Genomic DNA, 14,875 nt, shown 5'->3' on the forward strand with positions numbered 1-14,875 from the left:
TCCCTCCTTTCATATAGTGAGGTGATATCTTCTGATATCTAGATTATTTTTTTGCTGCTTTTGGACGTTTAGTACCATATTTCGAACGACCTTGCATACGGCCGTCAACTCCAGCTGTATCGAGTGCACCACGAACGATGTGGTAACGTACCCCTGGTAAGTCTTTTACGCGACCGCCGCGAATAAGAACAACACTGTGTTCTTGCAAGTTGTGGCCGATACCTGGGATGTAAGCTGTTACTTCCATTGTGTTCGTTAAACGCACACGTGCGTACTTACGAAGAGCCGAGTTCGGTTTCTTCGGAGTCATTGTACCTACACGAGTACAAACACCACGTTTTTGTGGTGAGCTGATGTCAGTACGAGCTTTGATAAAGCTGTTGTACCCTTTGTTCAGCGCTGGCGAATCTGATTTCACAACTTTTGATTGACGTCCTTTACGGACTAATTGGTTGATAGTAGGCATCTTTGAGATCCTCCCTTCCTGAATTCATGACAAGTTTCAAAACCACCGAGCCGGGTGGTTCATCGAAAGTCATAATGAAACGTTTTGCGTGGCTCAGGCATTCCATCGCCACACAAAACGTATTATCAAACTTTCTTAATAGCAACAGCAGTTGCTGCAACGTCGATTCCACAAGCCTTACCAAGCTCAAGCTTAGAAGGAACGTTCACGACTGGAACGTTTGCTTGTTTCGCCGCATCGAGCAATGCTTGCTTTACGTGTTCATCTGCGTCATCTGCGATGATCACTTCCGACGCCTTGCCAGATCGCAATGCTTTGAGCGTTTGCTTTTGACCGACAAACTTCAAATCTGCGCCGACTACTTTTTTGTAAGACATGAAGATATCCTCCAAAATAACACAGCCGGTTGGCAACACTATATCATAGTAGCACCGCCATACCGGCGTGTCAAGGCGTTTTATTCTACAGGAGAATCTGCTTCTACAGGTGCTTCGCCTGCGATCTCGAGACCGATTTGACGGTAACGTGTCATTCCTGTACCAGCTGGAACAAGTTTACCGATAATAACGTTCTCTTTCAAGCCGCGAAGGTAGTCGCTCTTCCCTTTAATCGCCGCATCCGTAAGGACACGAGTAGTTTCCTGGAACGAAGCAGCTGATAGGAACGAATCCGTCTCAAGCGACGCTTTTGTAATACCGAGGAGAACTGGTTTAGCCGAAGCGAGTGCTTTACCGGCACGGAGCGCTTCTTTACATGCTTCTTTGAATGTGCTGATATCAACTAGCGAACCTGGTAAGAGTGATGTCTCACCAGACTCGATGACGCGGACGCGACGGATCATCTGACGTACCATGACCTCGACGTGCTTGTCACCGATCTCAACCCCTTGCATCCGGTATACTTTTTGAACTTCTTGAAGAAGATAGTTCTGTACGCCTGATACACCTTTGACGTTCAAGAGTTCTTTCGGGTCGATTGAACCTTCCGTGAACACTTGTCCGGCTTTGACTTCTTCACCGAGTTGAACACGAAGACGTGATCCGAAAGGAATCGTGTATGTCCGTGTTTCGCTCAGACCTTGAATCGTCAACTCACGCTTATCACGCGACTCCGTAAAGTCGATGACTTGTCCATCGATTTCCGAGATGACCGCTTGACCTTTCGGGTTACGGGCCTCGAACAACTCCTGGATACGCGGGAGACCTTGTGTGATATCGTCTCCGGCAACCCCACCTGTGTGGAAGGTACGCATTGTAAGCTGCGTTCCTGGCTCACCGATTGATTGTGCCGCGATGATTCCGACTGCTTCGCCGACTTCGACGTCGTTACCAGTCGCAAGGTTACGTCCGTAACATTTCTTACAGACGCCGTGACTTGTATTACAAGTGAAGGCTGTACGAATCTCAACGTTGTCGATGCCTGCGTCGGTAATGGCACGCGCGATATCTTCGTCGATGAGTTCGTTTGTTGAAACGAGGACTGCTCCTGTTTCCGGGTGAACGACTTTTTCGAACGCCGTACGGCCGACAAGGCGGTCGTAGAGGTTTTCGATTTCTTCCGTTCCTTCGCGGAGTGCTGTGACGCGGATACCACGATCCGTACCACAATCATCTTCACGAATGATAACATCTTGCGCGACGTCAACGAGACGACGAGTCAGGTAACCTGAATCGGCAGTCTTCAAGGCTGTATCGGCAAGACCTTTACGGGCACCGTGCGTCGAGATGAAGTATTCCTGAACCGTCAGACCCTCACGGAACGAAGATTTGATCGGGAGCTCGATGATCCGTCCACTTGGAGCGGCCATGAGTCCACGCATCCCTGCAAGCTGCGTAAAGTTTGACGCGTTACCACGGGCACCGGAGTCACTCATCATGAAGATCGGGTTCAAACGGTTGAGGGATTTCATCAGACGAGACTGAATTTCATCCTTCGCGTCATTCCACGATTTAACGACACGCTCATAGCGCTCTTCTTCCGTGATGAGACCACGACGGTACGATTTCATAACGCGGTCAACATTATCTTGTGCCTCGACCAGGATTTCCTGTTTATCCGGAAGTACGATGATATCAGCGATACCAACCGTAATACCAGCACGTGTCGAGTGTTTGAAACCAAGGTTTTTCATTCGGTCAAGCATGCGGCTTGTTTCAGTCGTTTCAAAACGCTTGAAGACTTCCGCGATGACATTTCCGAGGAATCCTTTTTTGAATGGCTCGATGATCGGACGGCTCTTGATTTCAGCCGCGATGTCCGTTCCTTTTTCAAGGAAGTACTGATCAGGCGTTGCTTCCTGCAGATTGTTCATCGATGGTTCATTCAAGTATGGGAACGTCGTTGGGAGGATCTCGTTAAAGATCAACTTACCGACCGTCGTAACCAATAATTTCTCGTTTTGTGCTTCCGTGAATGTCGGGTTCTTCAGAACGCCGGCTGGAATCGCAACACGTGTGTGGAAGTGGACATACCCATTTTGGTAGGCAATCAACGCTTCGTTCACCGTCGAGAAGATTTTACCTTCGCCGATTGCGTTTTCACGCTCAAGCGTTAGGTAGTAGTTACCGAGGACCATATCCTGCGATGGTGTAACAACAGGCTTACCGTCTTTCGGGTTCAAGATGTTTTGTGCAGCGAGCATGAGAAGACGTGCTTCTGCTTGTGCTTCTGCTGAAAGTGGTACGTGAACCGCCATTTGGTCACCATCGAAATCGGCGTTGTAAGCCGTACATACGAGCGGGTGAAGACGAATCGCGCGACCTTCGACGAGTGTCGGTTCGAACGCCTGGATACCGAGACGGTGAAGCGTCGGGGCACGGTTCAAGAGAACCGGGTGCTCACGGATGACTTCTTCTAACACATCCCAGATTTCAGGTTGAACACGTTCAATTTTCCGTTTTGCACTCTTGATGTTCGGTGCGATGCCACGTGAGACAAGCTCTTTCATGACAAACGGTTTGAAGAGTTCAAGGGCCATTTCTTTCGGAAGACCACATTGATACATCTTCAGGTTTGGACCAACGACGATAACCGAACGACCAGAATAGTCGACTCGTTTACCGAGTAAGTTTTGACGGAAACGTCCTTGTTTCCCTTTCAGCATATGTGAAAGAGATTTTAATGGACGGTTACCCGGTCCAGTAACCGGACGACCGCGGCGACCGTTATCAATCAAGGCATCGACCGCTTCTTGCAACATCCGTTTTTCGTTCTGAACGATGATGTTCGGAGCGCCAAGGTCAAGAAGACGCTTGAGACGGTTGTTACGGTTGATGACACGACGATACAAGTCGTTTAAGTCAGATGTCGCGAAACGTCCACCATCAAGCTGGACCATCGGACGGAGTTCCGGCGGGATGACAGGAAGTACTTCAAGAACCATCCACTCCGGATTGTTGCCCGAGTTGCGGAAAGCATCGAGGACTTCAAGGCGTTTGATCGCACGTGTACGACGTTGGCCTTGAATCATTCGAAGATCTTCACGTAAACCGGCTACTTCTTTATCGAGTTCAACGTCACGGAGCAATTTACGAACAGCTTCCGCACCCATTTCAGCGGTAAACGAACTACCGAATTTCTCGCGGTATGCGCGGTACTCTTTTTCTGAAAGAAGTTGTTTTTTCTCGAGTGTCGATTCGCCCGGATCTGTAACGACGTACGACGCGAAGTAAATGATCTCTTCGAGTGCACGTGGTGACATATCAAGGACGAGACCCATACGACTTGGGATTCCTTTAAAGTACCAGATGTGCGAAACCGGTGCTGCAAGTTCAATGTGACCCATGCGCTCACGACGGACTTTCGACTTCGTTACTTCAACGCCACAACGGTCACAAATGATTCCTTTATAACGGATCCGTTTGTATTTTCCGCAGTAACATTCCCAGTCTTTGGTTGGACCAAAAATCCGTTCACAGAACAAGCCGTCTTTTTCTGGCTTGAGCGTACGATAGTTGATCGTTTCCGGCTTCTTCACTTCCCCGAAAGACCACGAACGGATCTTTTCAGGGGAAGCGAGGCCGATTTTCATATATTCAAATCTATTAACATCTACCAAGGGGTGGACCTCCCTTTCGCTTATTCCTCTTCAGTAACAACTGGTGCGACAGGCGCTTGAACTTCTTCGAGTGCTGGAGTCGCGTTCGGGATGTTGTCCTCGTCGTCGTCTTTCATTTCGATTTCTTCATCTTCGGCAGACATCATCTTAACATCCATACCAAGGGATTGAAGCTCTTTAATGAGGACTCGGAACGATTCCGGCACGCCCGGTTGTGGTACATTTTCGCCTTTAACGATCGCTTCATATGCTTTAACACGACCGATTGTATCATCGGATTTAATTGTCAGGATCTCTTGGAGCGTATAAGCGGCACCGTATGCTTCAAGTGCCCATACTTCCATCTCACCGAAACGCTGTCCACCGAACTGGGCTTTACCACCGAGCGGCTGTTGCGTAACGAGCGAGTAAGGACCCGTCGAACGTGCGTGAAGTTTATCATCGACCATGTGGGCGAGTTTGATCATATACATGACACCAACCGAGATGCGGTTATCGAAGGCTTCACCAGAACGTCCATCATACAGGATCGTTTTAGCGTCGCGGTCCATACCGGCTTCTTCAATCGTTGCCCAAACATCTTCCTCACGTGCACCATCGAATACCGGTGATGCGACTTTGATTCCGAGTTGGCGTGCAGCCATACCAAGGTGAAGCTCGAGCAACTGCCCGATGTTCATCCGCGATGGTACACCAAGTGGGTTCAACATGATGTCGATTGGTGTGCCGTCTGGCATGTACGGCATGTCTTCTTCTGGCAGGATACGTGAGATAACACCTTTGTTACCGTGACGTCCCGCCATTTTATCTCCTTCGTGAATCTTACGCTTCTGAACGATGTACGCACGGATCAACTGGTTGACACCAGGTGACAGTTCGTCGCCGTTATCACGATCGAAGATTTTCACGTCAAGGATGATGCCGTCGCCGCCGTGTGGAACACGAAGTGACGTATCACGGACTTCACGTGCTTTTTCACCGAAGATTGCGTGAAGCAGGCGTTCTTCAGCCGTCAATTCCGTTACGCCCTTAGGTGTAACTTTACCGACTAGGATATCCCCATCTTTTACTTCAGCACCGACACGGATGATTCCGCGGTCGTCGAGGTTTTTCAGGGCGTCGTCGCCGACGTTCGGAATGTCACGAGTGATCTCTTCCGGTCCGAGTTTTGTATCACGTGATTCACACTCATACTCTTCAATGTGGATCGATGTGTAGACGTCGTCTTTCACGAGACGTTCGCTCATGATGACAGCATCCTCGTAGTTGTAACCATCCCATGTCATGAAACCGACGAGTACGTTACGACCAAGCGCAAGTTCCCCACCGTCCATCGATGGACCATCTGCAAGAATCTCGCCTTTATCGACAGGATCTCCTACTTTGATGATTGGTTTTTGGTTATAGCACGTTCCTTGGTTAGAACGGATGAATTTTTGGATCTTGTAACGGTCAAGCTCACCTTGAACGATGTTGCCATCGACTTCCGTCGTACGACGGACAAGGATTTCACGTGCCGTTACACGCTCAGCGATACCTGAATGTTTTGCAACAACAGCAGCCCCTGAGTCTTTTGCAGACACGTACTCCATCCCGGTACCGACAATCGGTGATTCCGGATCAAGAAGAGGTACGGCCTGACGTTGCATGTTCGCTCCCATGAGGGCACGGTTCGAGTCATCGTTCTCTAGGAACGGGATACATGCCGTCGCTGCCGAAACAACCTGTTTCGGTGAAACGTCCATGTAGTCGACACGAGGTGGTTCGACAGACAAGTTTTGTCCACGGAAACGTGACAAGACGTGTGTATCCTGGAACGTCTTCTCTTCCGTCAACAACATGTTTGCCTGTGCGACGACGTAGAGATCTTCTTCGTCGGCCGTCATGTAGTGAATTTCATTTGTGACGACACCCGTTTCCGGATCGACACGACGGTATGGTGCTTCGATGAAACCATACTCATTGACTTTCGCGAACGAAGACAGTGAGTTGATCAGCCCGATGTTCGGACCCTCCGGCGTTTCGATCGGACACATACGGGAATAGTGCGAGTAGTGAACATCTCGGACTTCAAAGCCGGCACGCTCACGTGTGAGACCACCGGGTCCAAGTGCAGAGAGACGACGTTTGTGCGTCAACTCAGCAAGCGGGTTCGTTTGGTCCATGAACTGTGATAACTGCGAGCTACCGAAGAACTCTTTAATCGATGCGATAACAGGACGAATGTTGATCAATGCCTGTGGCGTGATCGCATTCTGGTCTTGAATCGACATCCGCTCCTTGACGACACGCTCCATACGGGAAAGCCCGATCCGGAACTGGTTTTGGAGCAATTCACCGACTGAACGGAGACGACGGTTACCGAGGTGGTCGATATCGTCTGTCGTTCCTACTTCATGCAACAAGTTGAAGAAATAGTTGATGGCAGCAATCATGTCAGCAGGCGTGATGTGCTTGATGTCACGATCGATGTTACCGTTACCGATGATATTGATGATGCGTTCACCTTCAGCATCGTCCGGTGCGAACACCTTGATCGATTGTAAGTTGAAGGCTTCGCCTTGCGTTACGCCGCCAGTTGGCGTCGCTTCGATGTAACCGACAGATCCTTCAAGGAATGGCAAGACTTTGTCGAGCATACGACGGTCAAGAACTGTTCCTTCTTCTGCGATTACTTCGCCTGTTTCCGGATCGACAAGCGTTTCCGCAAGTTTTTGCCCGAACAGACGATTCTTCAGATGAAGCTTCTTATTGATTTTATAACGACCAACGTTTGCCAAATCATAGCGTTTCGGGTCAAAGAACCGTGACACGAGAAGTGCTTTCGCATTTTCGACAGTCGGTGGCTCTCCCGGACGCAGACGCTCATAAATCTCGATGAGGGCTTTTTCCGTTGTTTCTGTATTATCTTTTTCAAGGGAGTTACGGAGGTACTCATCATCTCCAAGGAGATCGATGATTTCCTGATCCGTACCGAAACCAAGAGCACGTAAAAGAACCGTTACTGGAATCTTACGCGTGCGGTCGATTCGGACGTATACGATATCTTTCGCATCTGTCTCAAGTTCGAGCCATGCTCCACGGTTCGGGATGACCGTTGCCGAAAATCCACGTTTACCGTTTTTATCTAACTTATTGTTGTAATACACACTTGGCGAACGAACAAGCTGGGAAACGATGACTCGTTCCGCACCATTAATAATGAATGTTCCCGACTCCGTCATAAGCGGGAAGTCACCCATAAATACTTCTTGTTCCTTCAATTCACCCGTCTCTTTGTTTTGAAGACGGACTTTTACGCGTAGTGGTGCCGAATAGGTCACATCGCGCTCTTTTGATTCATCAATCGAATACTTCGGCTCTCCGAGCGAGTAGTCGATGAATTCTAATACGAGATTTCCCGTAAAGTCAGAAATCGGCGAGATATCATGAAACATCTCACGAAGACCTTCCCGTAGGAACCATTCGTATGAATTCGTTTGAATCTCAATAAGGTTTGGAAGTTCTAGAACTTCGCTGATACGTGCATAGCTTCTTCTCTGACGGTGACGACCGTACTGAACAAGTTGACCAGTCAACTGATTCACCTCTCAGACCCAGTTCTTCTTCTTGAGAAGGACGGGTGTAATATCGAACATTGAAGCCATTTTTTGACCGATAAGCGCAAAAAAGCGACGTCTTGTCTACTCAATCATCTGTAGTCGAGAACGCCAGCTGCTTCAAACTGCTTATCCAAAAATCACTCCAATGGCATTTTATAATACTATCATAGACATTAGACAAGGTCAACGACAAATCACTCGATTTGTCAAGACCGAATTGATTTAAATATTGAATACCCTTTATCGCGGGTAACAGTTTCACATGAACCGAATACTTCTTCCATCAACTTCTTTGCGGATGGTCCGCCTTGTTTCTTTTGAATGACGACCCATAAAGCGCCGCCCACTTCAAGATGATCATATGCTTCCCGTAAAATCCGGTGAACAACCGTCTTCCCTGCCCGAATCGGTGGATTCGTCACGATCGCTGCAAACGTCTGTCCAACCACGCCAGCATATCCGTCACTTACACCGGTCGTCACGGAAACACCATTCGCACGTGCATTGTCAGCCGCAAGCTCAAGCGCCCGCTCGTTTACATCTACTAAAACTGCTTCCCGTCCGGTCGTTTTCGCAAGCGAAATTCCCATCGGACCGTATCCGCATCCGACATCCAGGATAGCACCCGGTACATCCGGCTCTGTGAAGGCTTCAATCAGTAGACGCGAACCGAAATCAACGCCGCCTTTTGAAAACACTCCATGATCCGAAGTGAAGCGGAACGTTTCACCACGTAAAACGAATTCCCACGACTTTGGATCCCGTTTCGAGGAGGGATCATTTGTGTAATAATGATCTGCCATGTTTCCTTCCCCTCTCTATATTAAAGTTGAAAACAAAAGAAGCCCGCAAAGCGAGCTTCTTTTGTTTTACGTGAAGAAGAAAATTACTTAACTTCTACGCTTGCGCCAGCTTCTTCAAGCTTAGCTTTGATTGCGTCAGCGTCTTCTTTCGAAACGCCTTCTTTAACTGGAGCTGGAGTTCCGTCAACGAGTGCTTTCGCTTCTTTAAGACCGAGGCCTGTCAATTCGCGAACTGCTTTGATGACGTTGATTTTACCAGAACCTGCGCTAGTAAGGATTACGTCGAATTCAGTTTGCTCTTCAGCTGCTGCTGCGCCTGCACCTGCTGCTGCTACTGGAGCTGCTGCTGATACGCCGAATTCTTCTTCGATTGTTTTTACGAGTTCGTTAAGTTCAAGAACAGTCATGCCCTTGAGGTCTTCGATAAATTGCTCTTTGTTGAAAGCCATTATGGTTTTCCTCCTTTGATTTAACCCACGTTGGGGTGTGAAAAATTGTGTTTTTGCCTATCCCGCTAAGCGGACATTAAGCAGATTGTTCTTCTTTTTGCTCTGCAATTGCGTTCGTTGCCACCGCAAGACCACGGATTGGCGCTTGAAGCACGCTGAGAAGCATCGAAAGGAGACCTTCGCGTGATGGAAGTTCCGCAAGGGCTTTGACATCTTCTACTGAAGTGACTTTGCCTTCGATGATACCACCTTTAAGCTCAAGAGCTTTGTGGTCTTTCGAGAAGTTGTTTAAGATCTTAGCTGGAGCGATAACGTCTTCATTGCTGAAGGCGATCGCAGTAGGACCTGTAAATACTTCGTCAAGACCTTCAAGATTGCTTTGAACTGCAGCACGGCGGAGGAGACCGTTTTTGTAAACTTTGAATTCAACACCCGCTTCGCGGAGTTGTTTACGAAGTTCTGTTACTTCGTCTACTGTGAGACCACGGTAGTCGACGACGATTGTTCCAGCGCTCGCTTGCATTTTCTCAGCGATCTCAGATACGAGATCCGCTTTGACAGCGATAACTTTTTCGTTTGCCATTTCTGTTGCACCTCCTGGTAAATGGAATGTACCGGCGCGAGGGGCTGCTCGATTTCAAATAAAAAGCCTCCGTCTGCCAGGCAGAGGAGGCGTAATCGTCAAAAAGGATACCTGAACAAACAGGCTCTCTGAGCAAGAACACCTCGGAAGGGTTTATGCTCAATCGATGAGCACCTTCTGTCTACGGTATGTCGAATATATCAACGTTTTATACTGTAACAGCGTTCTTAGAACGTTGTCAAGTTCGTTTTAGACGAAATTATTTCGCGAAGTCAACTGCAGATACTTTTACACCAGGACCCATTGTAGAAGCGATCGCGATGTTCTTAAGGTAAACACCTTTAGCAGTAGCTGGTTTAACTTTAACGAGAGTTTCGATGACTGTGTTGATGTTCTCAACCAATTTAGCGTCATCAAATGATTTTTTACCGACTGGAACGTGGATGTTACCAGATTTGTCGACACGGTACTCAACTTTACCAGCTTTGATATCGTTGATTGCTTTAGTGACGTCAAATGTAACTGTTCCTGTTTTCGGGTTAGGCATGAGGCCTTTAGGTCCGAGAACACGGCCGAGTTTACCAACTTCACCCATCATGTCAGGTGTCGCAACGATAACATCGAAGTCGAACCATCCTTGTTGGATTTTAGTGATGTACTCAGAATCACCAGCGAAATCTGCTCCAGCAGCTTCCGCTTCTTTTAATTTCTCACCTTTAGCAAAGACGAGAACTTTTTGTGTTTTACCAGTACCGTGTGGCAATACGACTGCTCCACGGATTTGTTGATCTGCTTTCTTCGGATCGACTCCGAGACGAACAGCAAGTTCGATTGTTTCATCGAATTTCGCAGTTGCAGACTTTTTAGTCAAATCTACAGCTTCAGCGAGTTCGTATGAAACCGTACGATCGATAAGTTTAGCAGCTTCTTTATACTTCTTACCCATTTTAGGTTCCTCCTTTGTGGTTGTGCGGAAAATCCTCCCACATAATGAAAGGGTAGCAAGGCTTCAAGTAACTATCCGCCTGCGACCCTCATCGTTGTTCATTGCAATCAAAAGACTCAGTCTTCGATTACGATACCCATAGAACGTGCAGTACCTTCAACCATCAACATCGCTGTTTCAACAGATGCTGCGTTGAGGTCTGGCATTTTCGTTTCAGCGATTTCGCGAACTTTGTCACGTTTGACAGTCGCTACTTTCTTACGGTTAGGCTCGCCTGAACCGCTCTCGATTCCAGCTGCTTTCTTCAAGAGAACTGCTGCTGGTGGAGTTTTAGTAATAAACGTAAATGAACGATCTTCAAAAACCGTGATGACTACAGGAATAATCAAGCCGGCTTGGTCTTGTGTACGAGCGTTGAACTCTTTACAGAAGCCCATGATGTTCACACCTGCTTGACCGAGTGCCGGTCCAACTGGTGGAGCTGGGTTTGCTTTGCCCGCAGGAATTTGAAGTTTAACTAGTTTCATAACCTTCTTCGCCACGAGACACACCTCCTTAATTCTTTAATGTGGTTTAATTGGACGTTGCGCGTCCTCCCACTCATTCTATTCGACGAGTAATTTACCGAAATAAGCACAACATCAAACAGGAAAAATTGTACCATTAAAATAAAAGTTTCGCAATAGGAAACTTAGTCAATCTTCTCAACTTGTGAGAAATCGAGCTCTACTTTCGTTTCACGACCGAACATATCGACAGAAACTTTCATTTTTTCAGCTTCTGTTTCAAGCTCTTCGATCGTACCTTCCAGGTTCGCAAAGACGCCTTCTTTGATCCGTACGATTTGTCCCATTGTAAAGTCATAACGACTCTTCATGTCGACAAGTCCCATTGATCCGAGAATGTTTTCTGCTTCTTCAGGAAGAAGTGGTGTCGGTTTCGAACCGCCGCCGACCGAACCGAGGAATCCCGTGACGTTCGGTGTGTTACGGACGACATACCAAGAATCATCCGTCATGACCATCTCGACGAGGACATACCCCGGGAAGATCTTGATTTCACGTTCCTTGATTTTCGTTTCACCTTTTTTGTTTGTTACTTCTTCCTGTACCGTTTCGATTGGAACGAGTACACGGAAGATTTTCTCGTCCATGTTCATAGATTCAATCCGACGTTCAAGATTTGCCTTGACGTTATTTTCGAATCCAGAGTACGTCTGGACAACAAACCACTGCTTATCCATGGTACGTCACCTCTTCTTTTTACTTAATCAACCAACTCATGAATGCGCTGAGCCCTGAATCGACACCGAAGATGAAGACACCCATAAAAATGACCATACCGATTACGGTCAGTGTATACTTCGTCAGTTCTTTTCGTTTTGGCCAGCTCGTCTTTTTCAGTTCATTCCATACGTCACGCAAAAATTTCATCGTACTTTCCCTCCAGGATGTAGTAAATGGGGACAGATGAAGCCTTATTTCGCTTCTTTATGAATCGTATGCGCGTTACAGCGGCGACAGAACTTTTTCAGTTCCAAGCGGATGCTGACATCCTCTTTTTTCATCGTCGTGTAGTCGCGGGCACCGCAAATATCACAAGCAAGGCCTACTTTCTTCGCCATCTCAAACGACCTCCTTCTTTGCCACTCCTTCTCTTCAAGAAGAGAACCCTCTCTCCAAAAAAGAGCGTAAAAAAAAACGCCTATGAGCGGCGTCTCGCTAGTAAGGCGCTATTTATACAGTAGCACACCCGGATACCGGGGTCAATCCACCTCTCGATCAGACCGTCAGTTTTCGCGCTTCGAGATACCGTTCCAGCTTTTTCTTTACACGTTGAAGGGCATTATCGATTGACTTGACATGACGATCGAGATCGTCGGAAATTTCTTGATAGGTTCTTCCGTCGAGATAAAGCGCAAGCACCTTGCGTTCTAGATCACTGAGAATCTCATCCATCTTGCTTTCGATATCCGCATACTCTTCCCGGTTGACGATCAGCACTTGCGGATCCGACGGGGCGGTCGATGTAATGATATCGAGCAACGTCCGTTCCGACTCATCATCGTAAATCGGTTTATCAAGCGAAATGTACGAATTAAGCGGGATATGTTTTTGACGTGTCGCGGTTTTAATCGCCGTAATCATCTGCCGGGTAATACACAGTTCGGCAAACCCTTTGAAGGAAGCCAGCTTATCCGTCCGATAATCCCGGACTGCCTTATACAGACCGATCATGCCTTCTTGGATGATATCTTCGCGGTCCGCTCCGATCAAAAAGTAAGACCGTGCTTTTGCACGCACAAAGTTCCGATACCGCTCGATCAGAAATTCGAGCGCATCACTGTTGTCAAATACCTTCGCCTGTTCCACAAGCGCCTCATCGGTCATGCACTCAAACTGGTCGAACGAAACCAAACTCATCCGTCATCCCTCCAAGCTTCTCTAACAAACTAATCGATTGTTTCTAATTATACAATAATTTCCTGTCTTACGACAATGAAAATTGGCATGACCTCTTTTTTGTTTCGGGAATGATCGGGACGACTCACGCACCCGAATCAAAAAAAAAACGGATTCCACGACTGCATCGTGAATCCGCTTTTCCGTTTTCATTATGAATCTGAATTTTTGCGACGCCGGATTTCTTCGAGCCGTTCAATGACATCGGCCGGCATATCGATTGTCGAACGTGGTTTTTGACTCGTTTTTGACGTAATGGTCTGTCCGCGGATCACGGCGACCGCCGCCTTCCAGTCCCGGCGCAGTTCCTGCGCTGAAATTCGTAGGGCACCGAGTGTGAAGATGACCCACTGTTCGGTGAAATCGTTTGTTGCGACCGTCAGTTTGACCCGGATATCCTGTAGCCATTCCGCCGCTGTTTTTTCAATCCATTCATCCGCCGTTTCGTTTTCCCGTGTATAAATGACTTCAATACCGCTTTTCTTGATTCGGGATTCCCGTCCCGGTTGCAGATAGGCATCAAAGACGATCGTCACACTGATTCCCGTCACGGCTTGGTACTCGGCCATCGCATCGACCAATCGTTCCCGTGCTAATTCAAAATCCTGCTCCCGCAATGTCCGGAACTCCGGCCATGCGCCAATGATATTGTAGCCATCAACGATCAGACGGTCGTATTTCATCGCGAATACGGCTTTCTTGTCCGGTAGACCTCATATAACAACAACGAGGCGGCAACGGATGCGTTGAGTGACGTGACGTGTCCTGCCATCGGGAGATGAACGAGGAAATCGCATTTTTCGCGGACGAGCCGGCTCATGCCTTTTCCTTCACTGCCGATGACGATTCCAAGCGGCATCGTTCCGTCGAGCGTCCGGTAGTCATCACTCTCGCGGGCATCCGTTCCGACGAACCAGATTCCTTTTTTCTTTAAATCTTCCATCGTCCGCGTCAGGTTCGTGACACGCACGACCGGGATGTGCTCGATAGCCCCTGTCGAAGCTTTCGCGACGACTTGCGTCAATCCGACGGACCGGCGTTTCGGAATGATGATTCCGTGGGCACCGACAGCATCTGCCGTCCGGAGAATCGATCCGAGATTATGCGGGTCTTCGAGTTCATCGAGTAAAATCATCAACGGCGTCTCGTCTTTCTTTTCTGCAAGAGCAAAAATATCATCGAGTTCTGCATACTCGTATGCTGCGACGGCCGCGACGACACCCTGATGGTTGTCACTTCCCGTCAGACCATGTAATTTCGAACGTGGAACGATCTGTGTCTGGACTCCGGCCTCTTTAGCCATCGCATGGATGACAGCAAGTGGTCCTTTCTGCTGTCCTTCCTGAATGAAGAGCTTGTTCATCTCCCGACCTGACCGCAATGCTTCGAGAACAGGGTTCCGTCCGTACAGGAAGTCTTGTCCTTCCGCGAGCGGTTCAATCACGACCTCTTCCTGTTTGGCTTCAACCTTCTTCTGTTTCGGCTTTTCGCTATTCGGCTTGTCTTT

At 48.1% G+C, this 14,875-nt stretch carries 15 protein-coding genes and 1 other annotated feature; all 15 genes read right to left on the reverse strand.

What is annotated here, in order from left to right; genetic code table 11:
• Positions 1-43 precede the first annotated feature (43 nt).
• Positions 44-466, reverse strand: a complete 423-nt coding sequence (gene rpsL / locus R7V76_RS14615; RefSeq protein WP_012369004.1) for a 30S ribosomal protein S12 — start codon at positions 464-466, stop codon at positions 44-46.
• Positions 467-591: 125 nt separating this feature from the next.
• Positions 592-843, reverse strand: a complete 252-nt coding sequence (locus tag R7V76_RS14620; RefSeq protein WP_012369003.1) for a ribosomal L7Ae/L30e/S12e/Gadd45 family protein — start codon at positions 841-843, stop codon at positions 592-594.
• A gap of 80 nt (positions 844-923) precedes the next feature.
• Entirely contained in the window at positions 924-4,523 is a 3,600-nt protein-coding gene (gene rpoC / locus R7V76_RS14625) for a DNA-directed RNA polymerase subunit beta' (protein ID WP_290826993.1), read from the reverse strand.
• Between the two features lie 20 nt (positions 4,524-4,543).
• Complete coding sequence (rpoB, locus tag R7V76_RS14630; protein WP_147512552.1) at positions 4,544-8,101, reverse strand: DNA-directed RNA polymerase subunit beta; 3,558 nt, start codon at positions 8,099-8,101, stop codon at positions 4,544-4,546.
• Positions 8,102-8,331: 230 nt separating this feature from the next.
• Positions 8,332-8,928: a class I SAM-dependent methyltransferase gene (locus tag R7V76_RS14635; RefSeq protein WP_290826995.1), complete on the reverse strand. Its 597-nt coding sequence runs from the start codon at positions 8,926-8,928 to the stop codon at positions 8,332-8,334.
• A gap of 83 nt (positions 8,929-9,011) precedes the next feature.
• Complete coding sequence (gene rplL / locus R7V76_RS14640; RefSeq protein WP_012368999.1) at positions 9,012-9,377, reverse strand: 50S ribosomal protein L7/L12; 366 nt, start codon at positions 9,375-9,377, stop codon at positions 9,012-9,014.
• A gap of 76 nt (positions 9,378-9,453) precedes the next feature.
• Positions 9,454-9,960, reverse strand: a complete 507-nt coding sequence (rplJ, locus tag R7V76_RS14645) for a 50S ribosomal protein L10 (RefSeq protein ID WP_012368998.1) — start codon at positions 9,958-9,960, stop codon at positions 9,454-9,456.
• 50 nt (positions 9,961-10,010) lie between these two features.
• Positions 10,011-10,165: a sequence feature (ribosomal protein L10 leader region), on the reverse strand.
• A 54-nt stretch (positions 10,166-10,219) separates the two neighbouring features.
• Complete coding sequence (rplA, locus tag R7V76_RS14650; protein ID WP_012368997.1) at positions 10,220-10,906, reverse strand: 50S ribosomal protein L1; 687 nt, start codon at positions 10,904-10,906, stop codon at positions 10,220-10,222.
• A gap of 116 nt (positions 10,907-11,022) precedes the next feature.
• On the reverse strand, positions 11,023-11,448 hold the full coding sequence (rplK, locus tag R7V76_RS14655) for a 50S ribosomal protein L11 (RefSeq protein ID WP_012368996.1): 426 nt from the start codon (positions 11,446-11,448) through the stop codon (positions 11,023-11,025).
• Between the two features lie 149 nt (positions 11,449-11,597).
• A complete protein-coding gene (nusG, locus tag R7V76_RS14660) occupies positions 11,598-12,149 on the reverse strand; it encodes a transcription termination/antitermination protein NusG (protein WP_012368995.1) in 552 nt (183 codons plus the stop codon).
• A gap of 19 nt (positions 12,150-12,168) precedes the next feature.
• Complete coding sequence (gene secE / locus R7V76_RS14665; protein WP_012368994.1) at positions 12,169-12,339, reverse strand: preprotein translocase subunit SecE; 171 nt, start codon at positions 12,337-12,339, stop codon at positions 12,169-12,171.
• Positions 12,340-12,383: 44 nt separating this feature from the next.
• Entirely contained in the window at positions 12,384-12,530 is a 147-nt protein-coding gene (rpmG, locus tag R7V76_RS14670; RefSeq protein WP_012368993.1) for a 50S ribosomal protein L33, read from the reverse strand.
• 157 nt (positions 12,531-12,687) lie between these two features.
• A complete protein-coding gene (gene sigH / locus R7V76_RS14675; RefSeq protein WP_012368992.1) occupies positions 12,688-13,329 on the reverse strand; it encodes an RNA polymerase sporulation sigma factor SigH in 642 nt (213 codons plus the stop codon).
• A 191-nt stretch (positions 13,330-13,520) separates the two neighbouring features.
• Positions 13,521-14,051: an NYN domain-containing protein gene (locus R7V76_RS14680; protein WP_318093915.1), complete on the reverse strand. Its 531-nt coding sequence runs from the start codon at positions 14,049-14,051 to the stop codon at positions 13,521-13,523.
• On the reverse strand, positions 14,048-14,812 hold the full coding sequence (gene rlmB / locus R7V76_RS14685; RefSeq protein ID WP_012368990.1) for a 23S rRNA (guanosine(2251)-2'-O)-methyltransferase RlmB: 765 nt from the start codon (positions 14,810-14,812) through the stop codon (positions 14,048-14,050). Before rlmB ends, R7V76_RS14680 begins: the two co-directional genes overlap by 4 nt.
• Positions 14,813-14,875: the final 63 nt, after the last annotated feature.

The sequence above is a fragment of the Exiguobacterium artemiae genome (genome assembly GCF_033342815.1).
Lineage (GTDB): Bacteria > Bacillota > Bacilli > Exiguobacteriales > Exiguobacteriaceae > Exiguobacterium_A > Exiguobacterium_A artemiae_A.

What these genes read in the sequence shown, in the direction of transcription:
- secE (WP_012368994.1), bottom strand. Translation starts at nt 12,339, where the DNA reads ATGAAATTTTTGCGTGACGTATGGAATGAACTGAAAAAGACGAGCTGG.
- rpsL (WP_012369004.1), bottom strand. Translation starts at nt 466, where the DNA reads ATGCCTACTATCAACCAATTAGTCCGTAAAGGACGTCAATCAAAAGTT.
- rplA (WP_012368997.1), bottom strand. Translation starts at nt 10,906, where the DNA reads ATGGGTAAGAAGTATAAAGAAGCTGCTAAACTTATCGATCGTACGGTT.
- nusG (WP_012368995.1), bottom strand. Translation starts at nt 12,149, where the DNA reads ATGGATAAGCAGTGGTTTGTTGTCCAGACGTACTCTGGATTCGAAAAT.
- R7V76_RS14635 (WP_290826995.1), bottom strand. Translation starts at nt 8,928, where the DNA reads ATGGCAGATCATTATTACACAAATGATCCCTCCTCGAAACGGGATCCA.
- R7V76_RS14680 (WP_318093915.1), bottom strand. Translation starts at nt 14,051, where the DNA reads ATGAAATACGACCGTCTGATCGTTGATGGCTACAATATCATTGGCGCA.
- rplL (WP_012368999.1), bottom strand. Translation starts at nt 9,377, where the DNA reads ATGGCTTTCAACAAAGAGCAATTTATCGAAGACCTCAAGGGCATGACT.
- rplJ (WP_012368998.1), bottom strand. Translation starts at nt 9,960, where the DNA reads ATGGCAAACGAAAAAGTTATCGCTGTCAAAGCGGATCTCGTATCTGAG.
- sigH (WP_012368992.1), bottom strand. Translation starts at nt 13,329, where the DNA reads ATGAGTTTGGTTTCGTTCGACCAGTTTGAGTGCATGACCGATGAGGCG.
- rpmG (WP_012368993.1), bottom strand. Translation starts at nt 12,530, where the DNA reads ATGGCGAAGAAAGTAGGCCTTGCTTGTGATATTTGCGGTGCCCGCGAC.
- R7V76_RS14620 (WP_012369003.1), bottom strand. Translation starts at nt 843, where the DNA reads ATGTCTTACAAAAAAGTAGTCGGCGCAGATTTGAAGTTTGTCGGTCAA.